Annotated in this window: 18 protein-coding genes; 7 read left to right on the top strand and 11 right to left on the bottom strand. The window is 74.0% G+C overall.

Going from position 1 to position 17,905, the window contains the following annotated elements; translation table 11 throughout:
* The first annotated feature begins 99 nt into the window (after positions 1-99).
* Positions 100-762, top strand: a complete 663-nt coding sequence (locus tag ABTZ58_RS21005) for a TenA family protein (protein WP_351358623.1) — start codon at positions 100-102, stop codon at positions 760-762.
* Positions 763-765: 3 nt separating this feature from the next.
* Here the strand turns inward: ABTZ58_RS21005 and ABTZ58_RS21000 are convergent, their stop codons facing one another.
* From ABTZ58_RS21000 to ABTZ58_RS20980, 5 genes are all read right to left on the bottom strand, one after another.
* Positions 766-1,002 (bottom strand): DUF6213 family protein, encoded by a 237-nt coding sequence (locus ABTZ58_RS21000; RefSeq protein WP_033307522.1) that lies wholly within the window; start codon positions 1,000-1,002, stop codon positions 766-768.
* 25 nt (positions 1,003-1,027) lie between these two features.
* Positions 1,028-2,413, bottom strand: coding sequence for an NADP-dependent succinic semialdehyde dehydrogenase (locus ABTZ58_RS20995; protein WP_351358619.1), 1,386 nt, complete (start codon positions 2,411-2,413; stop codon positions 1,028-1,030).
* A gap of 76 nt (positions 2,414-2,489) precedes the next feature.
* Positions 2,490-2,948 (bottom strand): NUDIX hydrolase, encoded by a 459-nt coding sequence (locus tag ABTZ58_RS20990; RefSeq protein ID WP_351358616.1) that lies wholly within the window; start codon positions 2,946-2,948, stop codon positions 2,490-2,492.
* Positions 2,945-4,483, bottom strand: a complete 1,539-nt coding sequence (locus tag ABTZ58_RS20985) for an ATP-dependent DNA ligase (protein ID WP_351358613.1) — start codon at positions 4,481-4,483, stop codon at positions 2,945-2,947. The genes ABTZ58_RS20990 and ABTZ58_RS20985 overlap by 4 nt, the downstream gene beginning before the upstream one ends.
* 70 nt (positions 4,484-4,553) lie before the next feature.
* Positions 4,554-5,474: an NAD(P)/FAD-dependent oxidoreductase gene (locus tag ABTZ58_RS20980; protein ID WP_351358610.1), complete on the bottom strand. Its 921-nt coding sequence runs from the start codon at positions 5,472-5,474 to the stop codon at positions 4,554-4,556.
* 77 nt (positions 5,475-5,551) lie between these two features.
* Here ABTZ58_RS20980 and ABTZ58_RS20975 point away from each other — a divergent pair, with 77 nt between their 5' ends.
* From ABTZ58_RS20975 to ABTZ58_RS20950, 6 genes are all read left to right on the top strand, one after another.
* The gene (locus ABTZ58_RS20975; protein WP_351358607.1) at positions 5,552-6,124 is read left to right on the top strand and encodes a helix-turn-helix domain-containing protein; all 573 of its coding nucleotides are present in this window, start codon (positions 5,552-5,554) and stop codon (positions 6,122-6,124) included.
* A 118-nt stretch (positions 6,125-6,242) separates the two neighbouring features.
* Positions 6,243-7,208: an NADPH:quinone oxidoreductase family protein gene (locus ABTZ58_RS20970; RefSeq protein WP_351358604.1), complete on the top strand. Its 966-nt coding sequence runs from the start codon at positions 6,243-6,245 to the stop codon at positions 7,206-7,208.
* Complete coding sequence (locus ABTZ58_RS20965; RefSeq protein ID WP_502996110.1) at positions 7,205-8,446, top strand: acyl-CoA dehydrogenase family protein; 1,242 nt, start codon at positions 7,205-7,207, stop codon at positions 8,444-8,446. Before ABTZ58_RS20970 ends, ABTZ58_RS20965 begins: the two co-directional genes overlap by 4 nt.
* Entirely contained in the window at positions 8,443-9,516 is a 1,074-nt protein-coding gene (locus ABTZ58_RS20960; protein ID WP_351358601.1) for an acyl-CoA dehydrogenase family protein, read from the top strand. Before ABTZ58_RS20965 ends, ABTZ58_RS20960 begins: the two co-directional genes overlap by 4 nt.
* 206 nt (positions 9,517-9,722) lie before the next feature.
* On the top strand, positions 9,723-10,586 hold the full coding sequence (locus ABTZ58_RS20955) for a phosphatidylinositol-specific phospholipase C/glycerophosphodiester phosphodiesterase family protein (protein ID WP_351358598.1): 864 nt from the start codon (positions 9,723-9,725) through the stop codon (positions 10,584-10,586).
* Positions 10,587-10,707: 121 nt separating this feature from the next.
* A complete protein-coding gene (locus ABTZ58_RS20950) occupies positions 10,708-10,902 on the top strand; it encodes a hypothetical protein (protein WP_031114944.1) in 195 nt (64 codons plus the stop codon).
* A 44-nt stretch (positions 10,903-10,946) separates the two neighbouring features.
* On the opposite strand, the gene ABTZ58_RS20945 is transcribed toward ABTZ58_RS20950, so the two are convergent.
* The 6 genes from ABTZ58_RS20945 to xylB all read right to left on the bottom strand — a co-directional run bounded on the left by ABTZ58_RS20945 (position 10,947) and on the right by xylB (position 17,821).
* On the bottom strand, positions 10,947-12,146 hold the full coding sequence (locus ABTZ58_RS20945) for a phosphodiester glycosidase family protein (RefSeq protein WP_351358595.1): 1,200 nt from the start codon (positions 12,144-12,146) through the stop codon (positions 10,947-10,949).
* A gap of 162 nt (positions 12,147-12,308) precedes the next feature.
* Positions 12,309-13,484: a bifunctional class I SAM-dependent methyltransferase/NUDIX hydrolase gene (locus ABTZ58_RS20940; RefSeq protein WP_351358592.1), complete on the bottom strand. Its 1,176-nt coding sequence runs from the start codon at positions 13,482-13,484 to the stop codon at positions 12,309-12,311.
* A gap of 3 nt (positions 13,485-13,487) precedes the next feature.
* The gene (locus ABTZ58_RS20935; RefSeq protein WP_351358589.1) at positions 13,488-13,883 is read right to left on the bottom strand and encodes a luciferase domain-containing protein; all 396 of its coding nucleotides are present in this window, start codon (positions 13,881-13,883) and stop codon (positions 13,488-13,490) included.
* Positions 13,884-13,978: 95 nt separating this feature from the next.
* The gene (locus ABTZ58_RS20930; RefSeq protein WP_351358586.1) at positions 13,979-14,578 is read right to left on the bottom strand and encodes an N-acetylmuramoyl-L-alanine amidase; all 600 of its coding nucleotides are present in this window, start codon (positions 14,576-14,578) and stop codon (positions 13,979-13,981) included.
* A 537-nt stretch (positions 14,579-15,115) separates the two neighbouring features.
* Positions 15,116-16,360 (bottom strand): ROK family protein, encoded by a 1,245-nt coding sequence (locus ABTZ58_RS20925; RefSeq protein WP_351358583.1) that lies wholly within the window; start codon positions 16,358-16,360, stop codon positions 15,116-15,118.
* A 15-nt stretch (positions 16,361-16,375) separates the two neighbouring features.
* Entirely contained in the window at positions 16,376-17,821 is a 1,446-nt protein-coding gene (gene xylB / locus ABTZ58_RS20920) for a xylulokinase (protein ID WP_351358580.1), read from the bottom strand.
* Positions 17,822-17,905 lie beyond the last annotated feature (84 nt).

The following is a 17,905-nucleotide window of genomic DNA, read 5'->3' as shown; positions in this document are numbered from 1 at the left end:
CCCACGATCACCCCTAAGCAGGCCGACTTCGCGCCGGACTACTCCGTCTCGGGTACTCCGTGCCACGCTCGACCCGACACCCACACGACGGAGGACGCGATGACGCACCCGGCCCGGGACCTACTGCGGACGACCACGGCGGCCCTCGCACCGGACCCGGACGCCAACCCCCTGGTCCCCCGGATCGCCGCCGGCACGGCACCCCGCGCAGCCCTCGCCGCCCTCGCCCTGGAGCAGAGCTGGGTGATCCCCGCCGACCACCGGGCGTTCGAGCACCTGGCGGCCCGCTCGGAGGCGGCCGACCCGCAGGCCGCGGCCTTCTTCGCGGCCCTCGCGCACGGCGAGACGCTGGCGGGCGAGCGGCTGGTCGCCTTCGCGCGCGCGTGTGGTGCGCAAGAGGCGTCGTACGAGCCGCTCCCGGGCTGCCAGGCGTACCCCGCGTACGTGGCCTGGCTGGCGCTGAACGCCGCACCGGCGGACGCGGTCCTGGCTCTGACGGCCAACTTCTCGGCCTGGGGCGGCTATTGCGCGACCATCGCCACGGCCCTGCGAGAGCACTACGGCTTCACCGACGAGGCCTGCGCCTTCTTCGACTTCTTCGCCGAGCCGTCACCCGACCTTGACCGGCTGGCGCAGACGGCGGTGGAGGCGGCCCTGGACGCCGGGCGCCTCGACGCGCAGCGGGCGCACACGTACGGCCGTCTCCTGCAGCATTACGAGGCGAGCTTCTGGTCGGCGCTGAGCGGGACGACGTCCTGCTGAACGCTACGTCGCGGTCCCGCTGCTGTGCGCGATGCAGGCCACGTCGATACGGTCGGCCAGCTTGGCCAGCTCGATGGCCAGTTCGGCGACGGTGTCCTCGTCCAGGCCCGACTCCCCGCCCTCCACCAGCCGCACCCACCGGCCCCCCACGGTCCGCAGCAGCTTGCTGACATCCGCGGCAGCCACCTGCAAGGTACCGCGGTCGTCGACGATCAGAGGCAGAGTCACTTCGCGGTTCACAGACGGGATCGTAGCCCCGCAACACTCACGCACCATGCCAAACAGTGGTGATGTTGCAGAACTCGCGGATTCCGTGCCCGGACAGCTCACGCCCGTACCCGGAGCGCTTCACCCCGCCGAACGGGAACGCCGGATGGGAGGCCGTCATCCCGTTGAAGAACACGCCCCCGGCCTCCAGGTCCCGGGTGAACCGGTCCACCTCGGCCTCGTCCCGCGTCCACACGTTGGAACTCAGCCCGAAGGGCGAGTCGTTCGCGAGCAGCACGGCCTCGTCCAGGTCGGCCACCCGGTACAGGGTGGCGACCGGCCCGAACGCCTCCTCCCGGTGGATCCGCATCTCGCGCGTGATGCCGGCGAGGATCGTCGGCGCGTAGTACCAGCCGGGACCCTCCGGCCGTTCACCACCGCACAGCACCTGCGCACCGCCGCGCACGGCGTCGTCGACCAGTTCCTCGAGGTCGCGCAGCCCCTGCTCGCTGGAGAGCGGCCCGACCTCGGTGTCGTCGGACAGCGGGTCGCCGACCTTCAGCGCCCGCATGCCCGCGGCGAACCGCTCGGCGAAGGCGTCATAGGCGTCCGTGTGCACGATGAAGCGCTTGGCGGCGATGCAGGACTGCCCGGTGTTCTGTACCCGCGCGGTCACCGCCACCTTCGCGGCCCGGTCGAGGTCGGCGGAGGGCATTACGACGAACGGGTCGCTGCCGCCCAGCTCCAGCACCGTCTTCTTGATCATCTCTCCGGCGGTGGAGGCGACCGCACGGCCGGCGGGCTCGCTGCCGGTGAGCGTGGCCGCCTTGACCCGCTCGTCGCGCAGGATGTCGTCCACCGCGGCGGAGCCGATCAGCAGGGTCTGGAAGCAGCCCTCGGTGAAGCCCGCCCGGTGGAACAGGTCCTCCAGGTAGAGGGCGGTCTGCGGGACGTTCGAGGCGTGCTTGAGCAGCCCGACGTTCCCCGCCATCAGCGCGGGCGCCGCGAAGCGCACCACCTGCCACAGCGGGAAGTTCCACGGCATGACCGCCAGCACCGGGCCGAGCGGGCGGTAGCGGACCCGCACGCGCGAGGCGCCGGAGTCCTTGACGTCGGCGTCGGCCGGTTCCTCGTCGGCGAGCAGCTCCTCGGCGTGGTCGGCGTACCAGCGCATCGCCTTGGCGCACTTGGCCGCCTCGGCCCGGGCCTGCTGGATCGGCTTGCCCATCTCGGTGGTCATCACACGGGCGATGTCCTGCTGGTCCTCGTCGAGGAGGTCGGCGGCCCGGTGCAGCAGCCGGGCCCGCTCGTCGAAGGTCGTCGTCCGGTACGTGCGGAACGTGGCCTCCGCGAGCCGGAGCCGGCGCTCGATCTCCTCCTCGCCCATGGCCTCGTACGTCTTGAGCGTCTCGCCGTTCGCCGGGTTGACCGTCGCGATGGGCATGGCTGACCTCCCTGGGAGCGGGCTGTGTCTCGACCTTCCCGCGCGGCGGAGGGGACCGCAACGCGGGAGGGTCTCCTCAGGGCGAGTGCTCCGCCAGGCGGTCGAGAAACGCCGCCTGGGCCTTGACGATCACTTCGCGGGCCCGCTCCAGGCCGAACCACGCCACCCGGTCCAGCTCGGGGAACTCCCGCAGCTGCCCGGAGCGCGGCGGCCACTCCATCCGGAACGTGCCGGGCACGATCGTCGCCGGGTCGAGGTCCGCCGCGACCGCCCAGGCCGTGACGATCTTGCCGTTGGTCTGCCGGACCTCGCCGAGGTCGATGGCCTTCCCGTCGGGCGGAGGCAGCCCCAGTTCCTCCCGGAACTCGCGCCGGGCCGCGTCCCAGGCGGACTCGCCGGGCTCGTACTCGCCCTTGGGGACGGTCCACGCCCCGGCGTCGCGCCGGGCGAAGAACGGGCCGCCCATGTGGCCGAGCAGGACTTCGGGGCCGCCGTCCGAGGGCCGGAAGAGCAGCAGTCCCGCGCTGCGCTTCACGGCCTCACCTCCGGATGGGCGGCCAGCAGCGTCTCGACCGTGTCGGCGTCCTCCGGGCGCTTGTCCTCGCGGTAGCGGAGCACGCGGGCGAAGCGGAGGGTGACGCCGGCCGGGTAGCGGGTGGAGCGCTGCAGCCCGTCGTAGGCGATCTCGACGACGAGTTCCGGGCGGACGGTCACGACGTGGCCGTTGTCCTCGACGGCGAGTTCCCGGAGTCGTTCCGTCTGCCAGGTCAGCATCGCGTCGGTCATGCCCTTGAAGGTCTTGCCGAGCATGGCGAGGCCGCCGTCGGCGGTGCGGGCGGCGAGGTGGAGGTTGGACAGCTTGCCGGTGCGCCGGCCGTGGCCCCACTCGGCGGCCAGGACGACCAGGTCGAGGGTGTGGACCGGCTTGACCTTCAGCCAGGACGCGCCGCGCCGGCCCGCGCTGTAGGGGGCGTCGAGGGCCTTGGCGACCACGCCCTCGTGGCCGCGCCGGAGGGTGCCGGCGAGGAACTGCTCCGCCGTGGGCGTGTCGTCCGGCCCGGACACCAGCGTGCGCCGCACCCGCATCGGCTCGGGGACGAGCCGGGCCAGTTCGGCGTGGCGCTCGGTGAACGGCAGGTCGAGCAGGTCGCGGCCGTCGACGGACAGCGCGTCGAAGAAGACGGGGGAGACCGGCACCGCGCGGGCGGCCGTCGCCACGTCCGTGCGGGAGCCGACGCGCCCGGCGGTCTCCTGGAACGAACGGGGGCGCCCGTCCTCGTCGAAGGAGATCACCTCGCCGTCCAGGATGAACCGCTCCCCGCGCAACTCCCGTGCGACCGCCGTCACTTCGGGCAGCCGGTCGGTGATGTCGTCGAGGGTGCGGGTGTACAGGCGCACGGTGTCGCCGTCGCGGTGCACCTGGACCCGGATGCCGTCCAGCTTCTCCTCCACCGCGCAGGCGCCCAGTTTCCGCACGGCCTCGGCGACGGAGGAGGCGCTGTGCGCCAGCATCGGCAGCACCGGGCGGCCGACCGTGAGCCGGAACCGGTCGAGGGAGGCCGGGCCGTCCGCGAGCAGGGCCTCGGCGACCGCCTGGAGGGAACCGGCGAGCATCACGGCCCGCCGCACGTCCGCGCCCGGCGCCCCGGTCGCCTGGGCCAGGCCCTCCACCGCCACCGCGTCCAGCGCGCCCTGGCGGACCTCGCCGGTCAGCAGCCCGAGCAGGAACCGCTGCTCGTCCGCGGTGGCCGCGCCCATCAACTCCCCGACCAGCCGGGCGCGTTCCGCCTGGGAACCCGGGCCTGACACCTTCGCGAGCTCGGACAGCCGGGCGTCGACGTCCCGCACGGTCAGGCTCGGTTCCGCTGCCGGGTCGACCGGGCGGCCCAGCACCTTCCAGCCCACGCCGATCCGGCCCTGCGGCAGCCGCCCGGCCAGATACGGGATGACGATCGGGACGTCCTCCGCCTCGGCGTCCCGGAAGAGCTCCGCGAGCAGAGCCGTCTTCCGGGACCGCGCCGAGGTGGCGGCGACCTCCTGGGACACTCGGGCCAGCCGGTGCAGCAGCATGCAGCCATGGTGCACCGCAGGCGATGCCCTTACACCTGGGCGGCCCGGCGCCGGCGTTCGCGAGGAGCCCTCAGACGGCGTCCAGGTCCGCCATCAGCAGATCCCCGACGATCGCCGACGCGGCCCGGTACCCGCCGCTCGCCGCGTGCACGACCTGCTCGGCGAAGCCGATCGCGTTGCCCGCGGCCCACACGCCCGGCACGGTCGTCAGTCCGGTCGCGTCGACCACCGGGTACGCGCCGAACGGCGTCTCGTGCAGCTCGGCGCCCAGCCGCTCCAGCAGGCCGGTCTGCGGCACGGGCCGCGGGGCGGTGAACACCACCGAGCGGGCGTGCGCCGAACCGTCCGCGAGCCGGACCCCGGTGAGCCGGTCGTCCTCGACCACCAGCTCCGCGACCTCCCCGGGCACCACGTCCACTCCGGCCGCGGCGAGACGGCGCAGGTCCTCGTCGGACAGCTCCGCCTCGGCCACCGTGTGCAGGAAGAGCCGCACGTCCTTCGACCACTGCGACACCATCAGCGCCTGGTGCACGCTCGCCGGGCTCGTCGCGAGCACCCCGAAGGGTCGGTCGCGCACCTCCCAGCCGTGGCAGAACGGGCAGTGCAGCACGTCCCGGCCGAACCGCTCGGCGACCCCGGGCACCGCGGGCAGCTCGTCCTTCAGGCCCGTCGCGACGACCAGCCGCCGGGCCCGCACGGTCCGGCCGCCGGCCAGCACCACGGTGAAGTCCTCGCCCCGCTCGACGTCCACCACCCGGTCCCGCACGAGCTCGACGCCGTAGCGCGCGATCTCCTCCCGGCCGATCGCCAGGAACTCGGCGGGCGGCATGCCGTCCCGCGACAGGTAGCCCTGCATGTGCGCGGCGGGCGCGTTGCGCGGCTCGCCCGCGTCGACCACCAGCGTGTGGTGCCGGGCCCGCCCCAGGACCAGCGCCGCGGACAGGCCCGCCGCGCCGCCGCCGACGACGACCACTGCGTACTTCTCGGTCATGTGACCACCTCCGCTGCCGAGCGTCGCTCCGGCGATACGGGATTGACAAACGCGTTTGCCGAATCTGCAATACGTCCATGACCACGGACGAGGTACTCGCGGGCGTCGGCCCCCGGCTGCGGCAGATGCGCAAGGAACGGGAGGTGACCCTGGCGGAGCTCTCCGAGGCCACCGGCATCTCCGTCAGCACCCTCTCGCGGCTGGAGTCCGGGCTGCGCAAACCCAGTCTGGAACTGCTGCTGCCGATCGCGCGCGCCCACCAGGTGGCGCTCGACGAGCTGGTCGGGGCTCCGTCGACGGGCGATCCGCGCGTGCGGGCCAAGCCCATCGTCATGTCCGGCCGCACCCACTGGCCCCTCACCCGCCAGCCCGGCGGACTGCAGGCCTACAAAGTGCTCGAACCCCAGCGCAGGCTGGAGCCCGAACCGCGGACGCACGAGGGCTACGAGTGGCTGTACGTGCTGTCCGGGAAGCTGCGGCTGGTGCTGGGCGAGCACGACGTGGTGCTCACGGCCGGGGAGGCCGCCGAGTTCGACACCCGCGTGCCGCACTGGTTCGGATCGACGGGGGAGGGGCCCGTGGAGTTCCTCAGCCTGTTCGGGCCGCAGGGCGAGCGGATGCATGTGCGGGCGCGGCCGAAGCGGTCGTGACGCACGCGATACGAGACGGCGGGACTCTTCCCCCGAATACTGTTCCCTGATCGGCAAGCGACCGCTTAGTATGCGAACGACCCCGGTCAGACGAAGCAGTCCCCCGTGGAGGCACCGCATGCAGGCATGGCACGTGCACGAGAACGGCGAGCCGAGCGAGGTGATGCGGCTGGAGGAGGCCGAACCGCCCACGCCCGGCGAGGGCCAGGTCCTGCTGAGGGTGCGCGCCGCGAACATCAACTTCCCCGACGCCCTGCTGTGCCGCGGCCAGTACCAGGTCAGGCCGCCGCTGCCGTTCACGCCGGGCGTGGAGATCTGCGGCGAGACCGAGGACGGCCGCCGGGTGATCGCCAACCCGGTGCTGCCCCACGGCGGCTTCGCCGAGTACGCCGTCGCCGAGGCCGCCGCCCTGCTGCCCGCTCCGGACGCCCTCGACGACGCCGAGGCCGCCGCCCTGCACATCGGCTACCAGACCGGCTGGTTCGGCCTGCACCGCCGGGCCGCCCTCCAGCCCGGGGAGACCCTGCTCGTCCACGCTGCCGCAGGAGGGGTCGGCAGCGCGGCCGTGCAGCTCGGGAAGGCCGCCGGCGCCACCGTCATCGGTGTCGTCGGCGGCTCCGGGAAGGCGGCCGTCGCCAAGGACCTGGGCTGCGACGTGGTCATCGACCGGCGCGCCGAGGAGGTCGTCGCCGCCGTCAAGGAGGCCACCGGCGGCCGGGGCGCCGACGTGATCTACGACCCGGTCGGCGGTGAGGCCTACACCCAGTCCGCCAAGACCGTCGCCTTCGAGGGCCGGATCGTCGTCGTCGGCTTCGCCGGCGGCACCATCCCCAACCCCCATCTGAACCACGCCCTGGTGAAGAACTACTCGATCCTGGGCCTGCACTGGGGCCTGTACAACACCAAGAACCCCAAGCTGGTCCGGCGCTGCCACGAGGAGCTCACCGAACTGGCCGCCCGCGGCGCGATCAAGCCGCTGGTCAGCGAGCGCGTGCCGCTCGGCGAGGCGGCCGCCGCCGTGCAGCGCGTGGCGGACGGCCGCACCACCGGCCGGGTCGCCGTCGTCATCGAGGAGGCAGCGTGAGCAGCACCCGGCAGCACGGCGCGACCGGCGCCGAGGAACTGCGCGGCCGCGCCCGTGCGTTGCTGGCCGCCCACCCGCCTGCCTCCACCGACCGGCTGGACTTCCTGCGGGCCCGCTTCGACGCCGGACTCGCCTGGGTGCACTACCCGGAGGGCCTCGGCGGCCTCGGCGCGCCCCGTTCGCTGCAGGCCGTCGTGGACGCCGAGCTGGAGGCCGCCGGAGCGCCCGACAACGACCCGCGGCGCATCGGCATCGGCCTCGGCATGGCCGCGCCGACCATCCTCCAGTACGGCACCGAGGAGCAGAAGCGGCGCTACCTGCGGCCGCTGTGGACCGGGGAGGAGGTCTGGTGCCAGCTGTTCAGCGAGCCCGGCGCCGGCTCCGACCTGGCCGCGCTCGGCACCCGGGCCGTGCGGGAGGGTGGGGGCACCTCCCGCTCGAGCGAAGCCGAGAGTGGGGGAGACTGGGTGGTCAACGGGCAGAAGGTCTGGACGTCCAGCGCCCATGTCGCCCGCTGGGCCATCCTCATCGCCCGCACCGACCCGGACGTGCCCAAGCACCGCGGCATCACGTACTTCGTCTGCGACATGACCGACCCGGGCGTCGAGGTGCGCCCGCTGCGGCAGATCACCGGCGAGGCCGAGTTCAACGAGGTGTTCCTCACCGACGTCCGCATCCCGGACTCCCGGCGCCTCGGCGAGGTCGGCGACGGCTGGAAGGTCGCCCAGACCACGCTGAACAACGAGCGTGTGGCCATCGGCGGCATGCGGCTGCCCCGCGAGGGCGGCATGATCGGCCCCGTCTCGAAGACCTGGCGCGAGCGGCCCGAGTTGCGCACCCACGACCTGCACCAGCGGCTGCTGAAGCTCTGGGTGGAGTCCGAGGTCTCCCGCCTCACCGCCGAGCGGCTGCGCCAGCAGCTCGTCGCGGGCCAGCCCGGCCCCGAGGGCGCCGGCATGAAGCTGGCCTTCGCCCGCCTCAACCAGGAGATCAGTGGCCTGGAGGTGGAACTCCTCGGCGAGGAGGGCCTGTTGTACGACGACTGGACCATGCGGCGCCCGGAACTGGTCGACTTCACCGGCCGCGAGGCCGGCTACCGCTATCTGCGCTCCAAGGGCAACAGCATCGAGGGCGGGACCACCGAGGTCCTGCTCAACATCGTCGCCGAGCGCGTCCTCGGCCTGCCCCCCGAGCCGCGCACCGACAAGGACGTCGCCTGGAAGGACCTCGCCCGATGAGCGACCTGCTGTACGCGGAAGAGGAACAGGCGCTGCGCGCCGCCGTCCGCGACCTGCTCACCGACCACTGCGACGCGCCCGGCGTCATCGCCCGCACCGAGTCGGACACCCCGCACCACCGGGCCCTGTGGAAGGCCCTCACCGACGGCATGGGCCTCGCCGGACTGCTGGTGCCCGAGGAACTCGACGGCCAGGGCGCCACCCACCGTGAAGCCGCCGTGGTGCTGGAGGAACTGGGCCGCGCGGTCGCGCCCGTGCCGTATCTGACGAGCGCGGTCGTCGCCACCGAGGCGCTGCTGGCCTGCGGCGCCGACGACCTGCTCCGCGAACTCGCCGCCGGGACGACGATCGGCGCTCTCGCCGTCGCCCTCAACGTCGCGCCCGGCGCCGCTCACCGGACCGTCCGGCACGAGGACGGCCTGCTGCACGGCGAACTGACCGGCATCGCCGACGCCGCCGTCGCCGACGTCCTGCTCGTGCCCGCCGGCGACGGCGGTCTGTACGCGGTCGACGCCGCCGCCGCGACCGTCACCCCGCAGACCTCGCTGGACCTGACCCGGCCCCTGGCCACCGTCACCCTCGACGGGGTGCAGGGCCGGCTGCTGGGCGACGCCGGACCCGCCGTCCACCGCGCCCTGCGCGCCGGAGCCGGTCTGCTCGCCTCCGAGCAACTCGGCCTGGCCGACTGGGCGCTGACCGAGACCGTCCGCTACCTGAAGGAACGCAAGCAGTTCAACCGGCCCGTCGGCGGCTTCCAGGCGCTCAAGCACCGCCTCGCCCAGCTCTGGCTGGAGGTCGTCAACCTCCGCGCCGCCGCCCGCAACGCCGCCGACGCCCTGACGACCGGCGAGGACATCGACGTGGCGGTCACCGTCGCCCAGGCCTACGCGGCACCGGTCGCGGTCCACGCCGCCGAGGAGGCCCTGCAACTGCACGGCGGCCTCGGCATGACCTGGGAGCACCCGGTCCACCTGTACCTGAAGCGGGCGAAGGCCGATTCGATCGCCTACGGCACCGCGGGCGCCCACCGGGAGGCACTGGCCCACCTGGTGGACCTCCACGCCCCCTGACGTACACCCGGCGGACACCGGGACACATCCGGTCGACCTGCGCGGAAAGCCCGCCCCACCCGGGGCGGGCTTTTCCGTGCGCCGTGCCCGGGTGAAGTGAACGCACGGCGGCGGCCCGGCCAACTCCGCTCCCGGGCCTGCCTCTTGGCGCCGTCTCGACCCCATACTCGCAGGGTTCCCGTACGGCACCTCTAGGGAGGCAGAGCATGGCCCTCACCACCCGACGCAGAGCCCTCACCACCCTCGGCGCGGCCCTCGCGGGCTCGATCGCCCTGTCCGCGGCCCCCGCCTCGGCCGGTGAACGAGGCCACCGGCCCCGCCCGTTGTGGCGCGCCCACGCCCACAACGACTACGAGCACCCGCGCCCGCTGTCCGACGCCCTCGACCACCGCTTCGGCAGCGTAGAGGCCGACATCCACCTCGTGGGCGACCAGCTCCTCGTCGCCCACGACCCGGAGGACCTCCACCCGTCCCGCACACTGGAGTCCCTCTACCTCGACCCGCTCGCCGCCCGTGTCCGGGCCAACCACGGCCGCGTGTACCGAGGGCACCGCGGATCGCTGCAACTGCTGATCGACATCAAGACCGAGGGCGCGTCGACCTACCTGGAACTCGACCGCCACCTCCGGCGCTACCGGCACCTGTTCACCACCTACGCCCACGGCCGAGTCCACCACGGCCCGGTCACCGCCGTCGTCTCCGGCGACCGCGCCGCCCGCGCCCCCATGGAGGCGCAGACCGTCCGGCGCGCCTTCTACGACGGCCGTCTCGCCGACCTCGGCGGCCAGGCCCCGGCCTCCTTCATCCCGCTGATCAGCGACAACTGGACGCTCAACTTCACCTGGCGGGGCGTGGGCACCTTCCCCGACGCCGAGCGGCTCAAGCTGCGGGGCATCGTCGACGCCGCCCACCGGCGGGGCCAGAGGGTGCGCTTCTGGGCGACCCCCGATCTGCCCGGACCCGCCCGTGACGCCCTGTGGGGCGAGCTGCTCGCCGCCGACGTCGACCACCTCAACACCGACGACCTCGCCGGCCTGGAGGCGTTCCTCGACACCCACCGGGCGGCCTAGACGCGCGCCGAACACCACACGTTCGGCGGACAGGTCAGCCGCCCGGACGAACCCTCCGCTACGCCACACTTGCGGCCGAACGCTGTGAACCGGACAAGGCGGCGTGGCGGAGGAATCGACGATGGCCATTTCCATCTCTGTGGTGCTACTGCTCGTGATCCTGGCGGTGATCTTCCTGCGCAACGGCGGCCTGAAGGTCTCCCATGCGCTGGTCTGCCTGCTGCTCGGCTTCTATCTGGCGAGCACCAGCATCGCCCCGACCATCCACAGCGGCCTCACGGCGACGGCGGACATCGTCAGCAGTCTGCGGCCCTGACGCCACGGCCTCACAGCCTCACGGCACTCACAGCCTCACGGCACTCATGACGCCGAGAACACGCCGATGCCGTTCGGAACCGCCCGTTCGGCGCCGCCGCTGGGGTGGTTGCGCACCGTGACCGCGCTCGCGCCGGGCTTCCGGGCGACCAGTGTCGACGAGCCGCCGCCGTCGAGGCTGAAGGCGTCGGTCGCGCCCAGCTTCCGCATGGTGTCGGCCACTTCGGCGATCGTCAGGCCGCTGCGGTAGGCGGCTGCCCCGTCCAGCGCGAACAGCAGCACCCGCCGCCCACCGTCGGCGATCCCCACGGCCGTGCGGACGGCCGACGCCGTGTCGTCCAGCCCCGCCAGCGGCCGCCCGCCCGTGAGGACCGGGTAGCCGCCGAGCGCGAGGCGGTACGCGGCGCCGTCCGTGGCCGCCACGAGACGGTGCTCGACCTCGACCGCCGCACCGGTGGAGAGCTTGCGCAGCTGCTGGGCGCCCGCCTCCCGGCCGACCAGCACCGTGGTCCCCGCGGCGATGGCACCGCTGCCCGGTGTGTCGGCCGCAGAGACGACCCTGCCGTCGCGGACCGTCACCTCGTACGTGTCCGTGCTGCAGGGCGCGGCCCGGTCCGTGTCCGTACCGCAGGTGGCGCGCACCCGGGAGACGCTGCCCCACTCGGACGTGAACGCGCCGACCGAACCCAGCGGCAGCGCGTACTGGTTGAGCCCGCCCAGCGGCAGCTGCCCCTCGGCGGTGCGGACCGAGCCGTCCAGGGCCAGCCTGTCCAGCCGTGCCACCCCGTCGGTGCCGACGCCGAACACGTCCTCGGTGGTCGTGCCGGGCGGCAGCGCCGGCCCGAAGCGCTGGCCCTTCGGCACGGCCGCCTTGAGCGTCCGCCCGGCCGCGACGGCCGGGCCCACGCCCGCCCCCGTCACCTCGACGCCCGGGTGCTGTGCCTCGCTGATGTTGAAGAAGTCGCCGTTGACACCGGCGACCGCCCCCTGGGCATCGGCCATCCGCGAGACCTGCGCCCGGGAGGCCACCGCCCCGGGATACAGCAGGTCCACCTTCACCTGCGGGTTGCCCAGGTCGACCCGCACCAGGTGCGCGTGCGTCACCCCCTTCGCCGCCTTGATGTCGAACTGCTCGTAGGTGACGCCCGGCGCGATCCGCGCGGCCTTCTGGACGGCGCCGGCCGGTGCCGCCCCCGCCAGGGCCGCACCGGCCAGCGCGCCGAACGCCGTGAGAAGCGCCAGCACCGCTCGTCCCGCTCCGCGTCTGTGACGACCTGTCACCGTGCCCCCTGATGTCTCGTCAGATGTCCCGACACTCAGGGGCAGTGCACCAGACCACGCGGGCCGTGGGGGTTGCTGGGCGCCGACAACGCGGGAACGGCTGAAAAACGCACTCCTCCGGGTGCTTCAGCGGTCGTCCGTTCCGGTGCCGTACGGCGTGAAGCGCGCCGGCGCGTGGTCGACCGGCAGACCGGGGCGCCAGGCCGTGAGGGCCTGGGCGCTGCACACGAAGAGCTGCTCCGGCAGCCGGTCGAGCGCGAACCAGCGCCAGCGGCCCACGCTCTCCCCGGGCTGGTCCGAGGGCTCGCCCCGCCAGGCGGTGACCCGGGCGGCCACGGTCACCCGGACGACACCGCCCGCGTCGTCCAGGAGCGTCCCGAGCAGCCGGACGTCCGCCGGCCGGGCCACGAGACCGGTCTCCTCGCCGAGCTCGCGCACGACCGCCTCCTGCAGCGACTCCCCGGGCTCCACCGTGCCGCCGGGCAGCTCCCACGTCCCGTGCCGGTGCCGCCCGAGCAGCAGGCCGCGCGGCCCGTGCAGGATGGCACCCACTCCGAGCGCCGCGTGTGCCACCGGCGGTTTGCCGGTACGCGGCCGGGAGGAGACCCGGACGGGCCGTGTCACCCGGAAGAGCCGGTAGGACGCCCGGTTGCCCGGCTCGGGCGCGTCCAGCACGTCGACGTGCTCCACGCGCAGCCCGTACTCGGTGAGCAGGGCCGTCCACAACCCGGTCGTGAGGACCCACATGTGCACCGTGACGTCCGTGCCGCCGGCCAGCCGCAGGGTCTCGGGCCGGGCGGTGACCCGGTCCGACGGTCCGTCACCCCGGGAGTTGGTGTGCAGCACCGTGAAGCAGAGCCTGCCGCCCGGCCTGAGCGCCCCGGCCAGGGCGGGCAGCAGCCGGTACGGGTCGATGTAGGGGACGGCGTTGACGGAGTAGACGACGTCGTACGGCTCCGCCGTGCGCAGGTGCTCCACCGCGTCGGCCAGGATCAGCCGCAGCCCGGGCAGGGAGCCGTACCGGGCACGGGCCCGTTCGTACTGGCCGGCCGAGGCGTCGACCGCGTCGACCAGCGCACCGTGAGCTCTGGCCAGATGGGCGGCGTGCCGGGCCGTACCGCACCCGAGGTCCAGCACCCGCCGGCCCGCCAGCTGCCCGAGGACCTCGACGCCCGGCCCTCCGCCCTCGAAGCCCCAGTCGACACGGGCCGCTTCGGGCAGCGCCGTGCCGCGCTCCAGGTGGTGGGTGCCGTACGTGTGCCACGCCTCGGCGTTGACGGCTTCGGGTCGTCCGGTCGTCAAGTCTCAGCCACCCGCCACCGCGTCGCGCGGCAGCACGGTGACCCGGTGGAAGTTGCACCCGGGCTGCCTGGGCTCGGCGGCCGTCGGCCGGGTCTGGTGGGCCTTGAGGGCGCTGCTCACCAGCGTGAGCAGCAGGTCGACGTCCGCCTCGCAGTCGAGGTGGACCGTCACCCATCCCGAGCCCGGGACCAGGTGGATGGCGCTCGACCCGGACAGGTCGTAGTGGAGGCGCTGGATGGCCCTTCGGGTGAGGTGGAGGTCCACGTCCCGGTCCGAGTGGAAGTGGACGATCTCGTCGCGGACGGAACGGAGCGCCCGTCCGGTGCCGCAACTCGCCGGGCCCGCCGCCAGGTCGGGCCAGGCCTGCAGACGCTCCAGGGCGCGCTGGGCCAGAGTCATGCTCCCATCGTCGCCTGATTACCGCGCCGCAACCAGTGGTTGAGTGATTTGTAACCGGGACGTGAGCCGGCCCGATGATTCCACCGACCGCGTTGTCAGGCCGATTTGACCAGTCTGAGGTAGCGCTTCCAGTCCCAGTGGCGGCCGGGATCCGTGTGGTCGCTGCCCGGTACCTCGTGGTGGCCGATGATGTGCGCGCGGTTCCGGGGGATGCCGTACCGCGCGCAGATCGCCGCCGTGAGCCGGGCCGACCGCTCGTACATGGCGTCGGTGAAGTACCGCGGCCGGTCCACCCAGCCCTCGTGCTCGATGCCGATGCTGCGGGTGTTGTAGTCCCAGTTCCCCGCGTGCCAGGCGATGTCGGCCTCGCGCACGCACTGCGCCACGTGCCCGTCGGAGGAGCGCACCACGTAGTGCGCGGACACCTTCTGCGCGGGGTTGCGGAAGACGGACAGGGTGCCGGAGTACGTCGTCTGCGCGACGTGGATGACCACGTAGTGCAGCGGGTGGGCGCGGGGGCGGTTCGACGGCGTGTAGTTGGCGCGGCTCGCCGGGTGCCATGCCGCTCCGGGATGGTCGACGGCCTGGGGCCGGGCCGCGGCACGCGTGTCGTGGAGCAGGGCGGAGGGGACGGCGGTGAGGGCGGCTCCGACGAGGAGTCCGCGCCTGCTGGGGAGGGAGGTTGTCCGGTCCATGAGGGTGCCTTCCGGGTCCGACGGGCGGGGTCGCTTGCTCGACTGCGGGGAGCGGCGGCCGGTGTGGCCGCGGCCCGCCTGGATCAAGTTACGGCGCCCGCGGGACGGTCCGAAGAACGCGAGGCGTTTCAGTGGACGGGCAGGGACTTGTGGACAACTCGCTCACCCGACAGGGTGATTGCGGTGGCCGGACGCGGGACTGCGGCCCTGGTCACGCCGGTTTGGCTGGGCGGTGGGTCCTGTGCGTGGGCCGGTTGGCTGGGCGGTGGGTCCTGTGCGTGGGCCGGTTGGCTGGGCGGTGGGTCCTGTGCGTGGGCCGGTTGGCCGGGCGGTGGGTCCTGTGCGTGGGCCGGTTGGCCGGGCGGTGGGTCCTGTGCGTGGGCCGGTTGGCCCGGCGGTGGGTCCTGTGCGCGGGCCGGTTGGCCCGGCGGTGGGTCCTGTGCGCGGGCCGGTTGGCCCGGCGGTGGGTCCTGTGCGCGGCTCGCGGCGGCCCGTCGGCGTGGACCGGCGCCTCGGCATCGCCTGTGGGGCGGGTCGTCAGGCCCGCTCGGCGACGGCCGCCGGATCGTCCAGCACCGCTCGCACGACCGAGTGCGCCGCTCCGAGCAGCGGCCCCTCCGGGCCCAGCCGGGACACGGAGACGGGACAGGCCGGGCCGGCGGTGCGCCGGGCCAGCTCGTCCTGGAGGGCGGGCAGCAGCCAGGGCGCCAGCCCGGACAGCTCCCCGCCCAGCACCACGCTCTCGGGATCGAGGAGATTGACCGCGCCGGTCAGGGCGATGCCGAGTGCGGTGCCAGCCTCGCGCAGGGCCCGGCGGACCTCCGTGTCGCCGTCCGCCGCGCGTCCCGCGAGCAGCCCGACCCGGTCCTCGTCCGGCTCCAGACCCGCCGCGCGCAGCACCGCCTCCTCACCGGCGTACTGCTCCAGACACCCGCGGCCCCCGCACACGCACCGAGGGCCGTCGGGCCGGACCGGCACATGCCCCAGCTCGCCCGCGAAACCGCGCGTTCCGCGCAGCAGCCCGCCGTCCACCACGACCGCCGCGCCGATGCCGATCTCCGCCGAGACGTGCAGGAAATCGCGCGGGGTGCCCTCGCCGAGCCAGAGCTCCGCCAAGGCGCCGAAGTTCGCCTCGTTGTCCACCGTCAGCGGGAGGTCCGCCGGCAGCAGCGCACCGAGGTCCGTGTCGTGCCAGTCGAGGTTCGGGGCGCGGACCACGGTCCGGGCGTCGCGCGCCACCAGGCCCGGTACGGCCACGGCGAGCCCGGCGGGCCACAGCCCCTCGCCCTCCGCCTCGGCGACGACCCGGCGGATCAGTTCGGTGAGTTCGGCGAGCACCGGCTCGGGGGAGCGGCCGCGGTTCGCGCCCTGACGTATCGCCCGTGCCCGGGTCGTGCCGCGCAGGTCGACGGCGCAGACCGCGAGGTGGTCGACGCCCACCTCCGCGCCGATCCCGGCCGGACCGCGTCCGCTGACCGCGAGCGCGGAGCCGGGGCGGCCCACCCGGCCGGGGCGCTCGGGCCCGAGCTCCTCCAGCAGGCCCGAGCGGATCAGTTCGTCGACGAGCGTGGAAACCGCCGCCCGGGTCAGCCCGATCCGCGAGGCGACGGCGGCCCGGGACAACGGCCCCTCGGCGCGCACGGCATGCAGGACGCGGGCGAGATTGCGGCGGCGCATGCCCTGCTGGGTGTCGGGCAGCGCACGTCCCGGTCCGGCGGGGTGGGGCTCGGGCAGGGCGCGTCCCGGCCCGGCCGGACGGGTCTCGTGCAGCGGTGCGGTCATGCCTGACGCCAGTCCTCAGTGGGTGTCGGTGGGCCGCTCCAGCAGCGGAGCCGCGTCGGAGAGTACCCCGGTGATCCGGGCCAGCGTCTCCTCGTCCCGCTCCACGGCGTCGAGCACCGGCCCGGCCGCCGTGTCCCACCGCCGTGCGACCGCCGCAGGGTCCTCCCCGGTCAGCACCCCGGCCGCCTGCGCGGCGGCCCCCAGGGCCACCAGTTCCTTCGCCTCGGGCACCTGCACGGGACGCCCCGACAGCCGCCGTACGGTGTCCTGCCAGGCCGTGCCCCGGGCACCGCCGCCGATCAGCAGCAGGGGCGCCGAGGGGTCGGCGTCCTCGTCGAGGACCAGGTCGAGCGCGCCCAGCAGGGAGTGGACGGCGCCGTCGTAGGCGGCCTGGAGGAGCTGGCCGGCCGTCGTGTCGTGGCGCAGGCCGTGCAGCACGCCGGAGGCGTTCGGCAGGTTCGGGGTGCGTTCGCCGTCCAGGAAGGGCAGCAGCGTGACGGCCGTGCCGGGCTCGACGGCCTCCCGGTCCAGGCCCAGCAGCATGGCGACGCGGTCGACGGCAAGCGTGCAGTTCAGGGTGCAGGCCAGCGGCAGCCAGTCGCCGCGGGCGTCGGCGAAGCCCGCCACCGTGCCGCTCGGGTCGGCGGGCCTGCGCCGCGACACGGCGTACACCGTGCCCGAGGTGCCGAGGCTCATCACCGGCGTGCCCGGACGCACGCCCAGACCCAGCGCCGCTGCGGCGTTGTCGCCGGTACCAGGCGCGACCAGGGTCCCCTTGGAGAACGGCAGATCATGACTGTCGCGCACCGTGCCCGCCACCTCGCCGGGCCGGACCACCCTCGGCAGCAGGGCCGGGTCGAGTCCTACGTGCGCCAGGATCTCCTCGTCGTACGCCTCCGTCCCGGACGCCCACCAGCCCGTGCCCGAGACGTCGCCGCGGTCGGTCGTGCCCTGGCCCGTGAGTCGCTCGGTCAGGTAGTCGTGGGGGAGGCGCACGGCCCTCGTGGCGCGGACCGCCTCCGGCTCGTGCTCGGCCAGCCACGCCCACTTGGTGACGGTGAACGAGGCGGCCGGGACGCTTCCGGTCCGCTCCGCCCAGAACTTCGCCCCGCCGAGTTCCTCCGTGAGCCGGCGGGCCTGCGGCGCGGAGCGCACGTCGTTCCACAGCAGGGCCGGGCGCACCGGCTCGCCCCGCTCGTCCAGGGTGACCAGGCCGTGCTGCTGGCCGCCCACCGACACGGCGGCGGCCTCGTGCGCCGCGTCACCGCACTGGCGCAGCGCCTCGCGCAGCGCGTCCCACCACTGGCGCGGGTCGCTCTCACGGCCGGCCCCCGAGGAGACCGTGTGCGGCGCCTGGCCGCTCGCGACGACCCGGCCGGTGGCCACGTCGACGACCAGCGCCTTGGTGGACTGGGTGGACGAGTCCACGCCGACGACGAGCGGACCCTCGGCTGCTGACATCGGGCTTCTCCCTACTGCGCGCGGCACGTGTCTCCGTTCTGAAGGCACGTCTTCTCTTCCCAGAGAGGTGTTCGCATACTAATT

The organism is Streptomyces sp. NPDC094143 (assembly GCF_040303825.1).
Classification (GTDB): Bacteria; Actinomycetota; Actinomycetes; order Streptomycetales; family Streptomycetaceae; genus Streptomyces.
The sequence above is the reverse complement of the archived record's forward strand: the minus strand, read 5'-3'. Positions and strand labels throughout refer to the sequence as shown.

Coding starts and splice junctions, on each gene's coding strand:
- ABTZ58_RS20985 (WP_351358613.1), bottom strand. CDS start 4,483: ATGCTGCTGCACCGGCTGGCCCGAGTGTCCCAGGAGGTCGCCGCCACC.
- ABTZ58_RS21005 (WP_351358623.1), top strand. CDS start 100: ATGACGCACCCGGCCCGGGACCTACTGCGGACGACCACGGCGGCCCTC.
- ABTZ58_RS20960 (WP_351358601.1), top strand. CDS start 8,443: ATGAGCGACCTGCTGTACGCGGAAGAGGAACAGGCGCTGCGCGCCGCC.
- ABTZ58_RS20925 (WP_351358583.1), bottom strand. CDS start 16,360: ATGACCGCACCGCTGCACGAGACCCGTCCGGCCGGGCCGGGACGCGCC.
- ABTZ58_RS20950 (WP_031114944.1), top strand. CDS start 10,708: ATGGCCATTTCCATCTCTGTGGTGCTACTGCTCGTGATCCTGGCGGTG.
- ABTZ58_RS20970 (WP_351358604.1), top strand. CDS start 6,243: ATGCAGGCATGGCACGTGCACGAGAACGGCGAGCCGAGCGAGGTGATG.
- ABTZ58_RS20930 (WP_351358586.1), bottom strand. CDS start 14,578: ATGGACCGGACAACCTCCCTCCCCAGCAGGCGCGGACTCCTCGTCGGA.
- xylB (WP_351358580.1), bottom strand. CDS start 17,821: ATGTCAGCAGCCGAGGGTCCGCTCGTCGTCGGCGTGGACTCGTCCACC.
- ABTZ58_RS20975 (WP_351358607.1), top strand. CDS start 5,552: ATGACCACGGACGAGGTACTCGCGGGCGTCGGCCCCCGGCTGCGGCAG.
- ABTZ58_RS20995 (WP_351358619.1), bottom strand. CDS start 2,413: ATGCCCATCGCGACGGTCAACCCGGCGAACGGCGAGACGCTCAAGACG.
- ABTZ58_RS20955 (WP_351358598.1), top strand. CDS start 9,723: ATGGCCCTCACCACCCGACGCAGAGCCCTCACCACCCTCGGCGCGGCC.
- ABTZ58_RS20980 (WP_351358610.1), bottom strand. CDS start 5,474: ATGACCGAGAAGTACGCAGTGGTCGTCGTCGGCGGCGGCGCGGCGGGC.
- ABTZ58_RS20935 (WP_351358589.1), bottom strand. CDS start 13,883: ATGACTCTGGCCCAGCGCGCCCTGGAGCGTCTGCAGGCCTGGCCCGAC.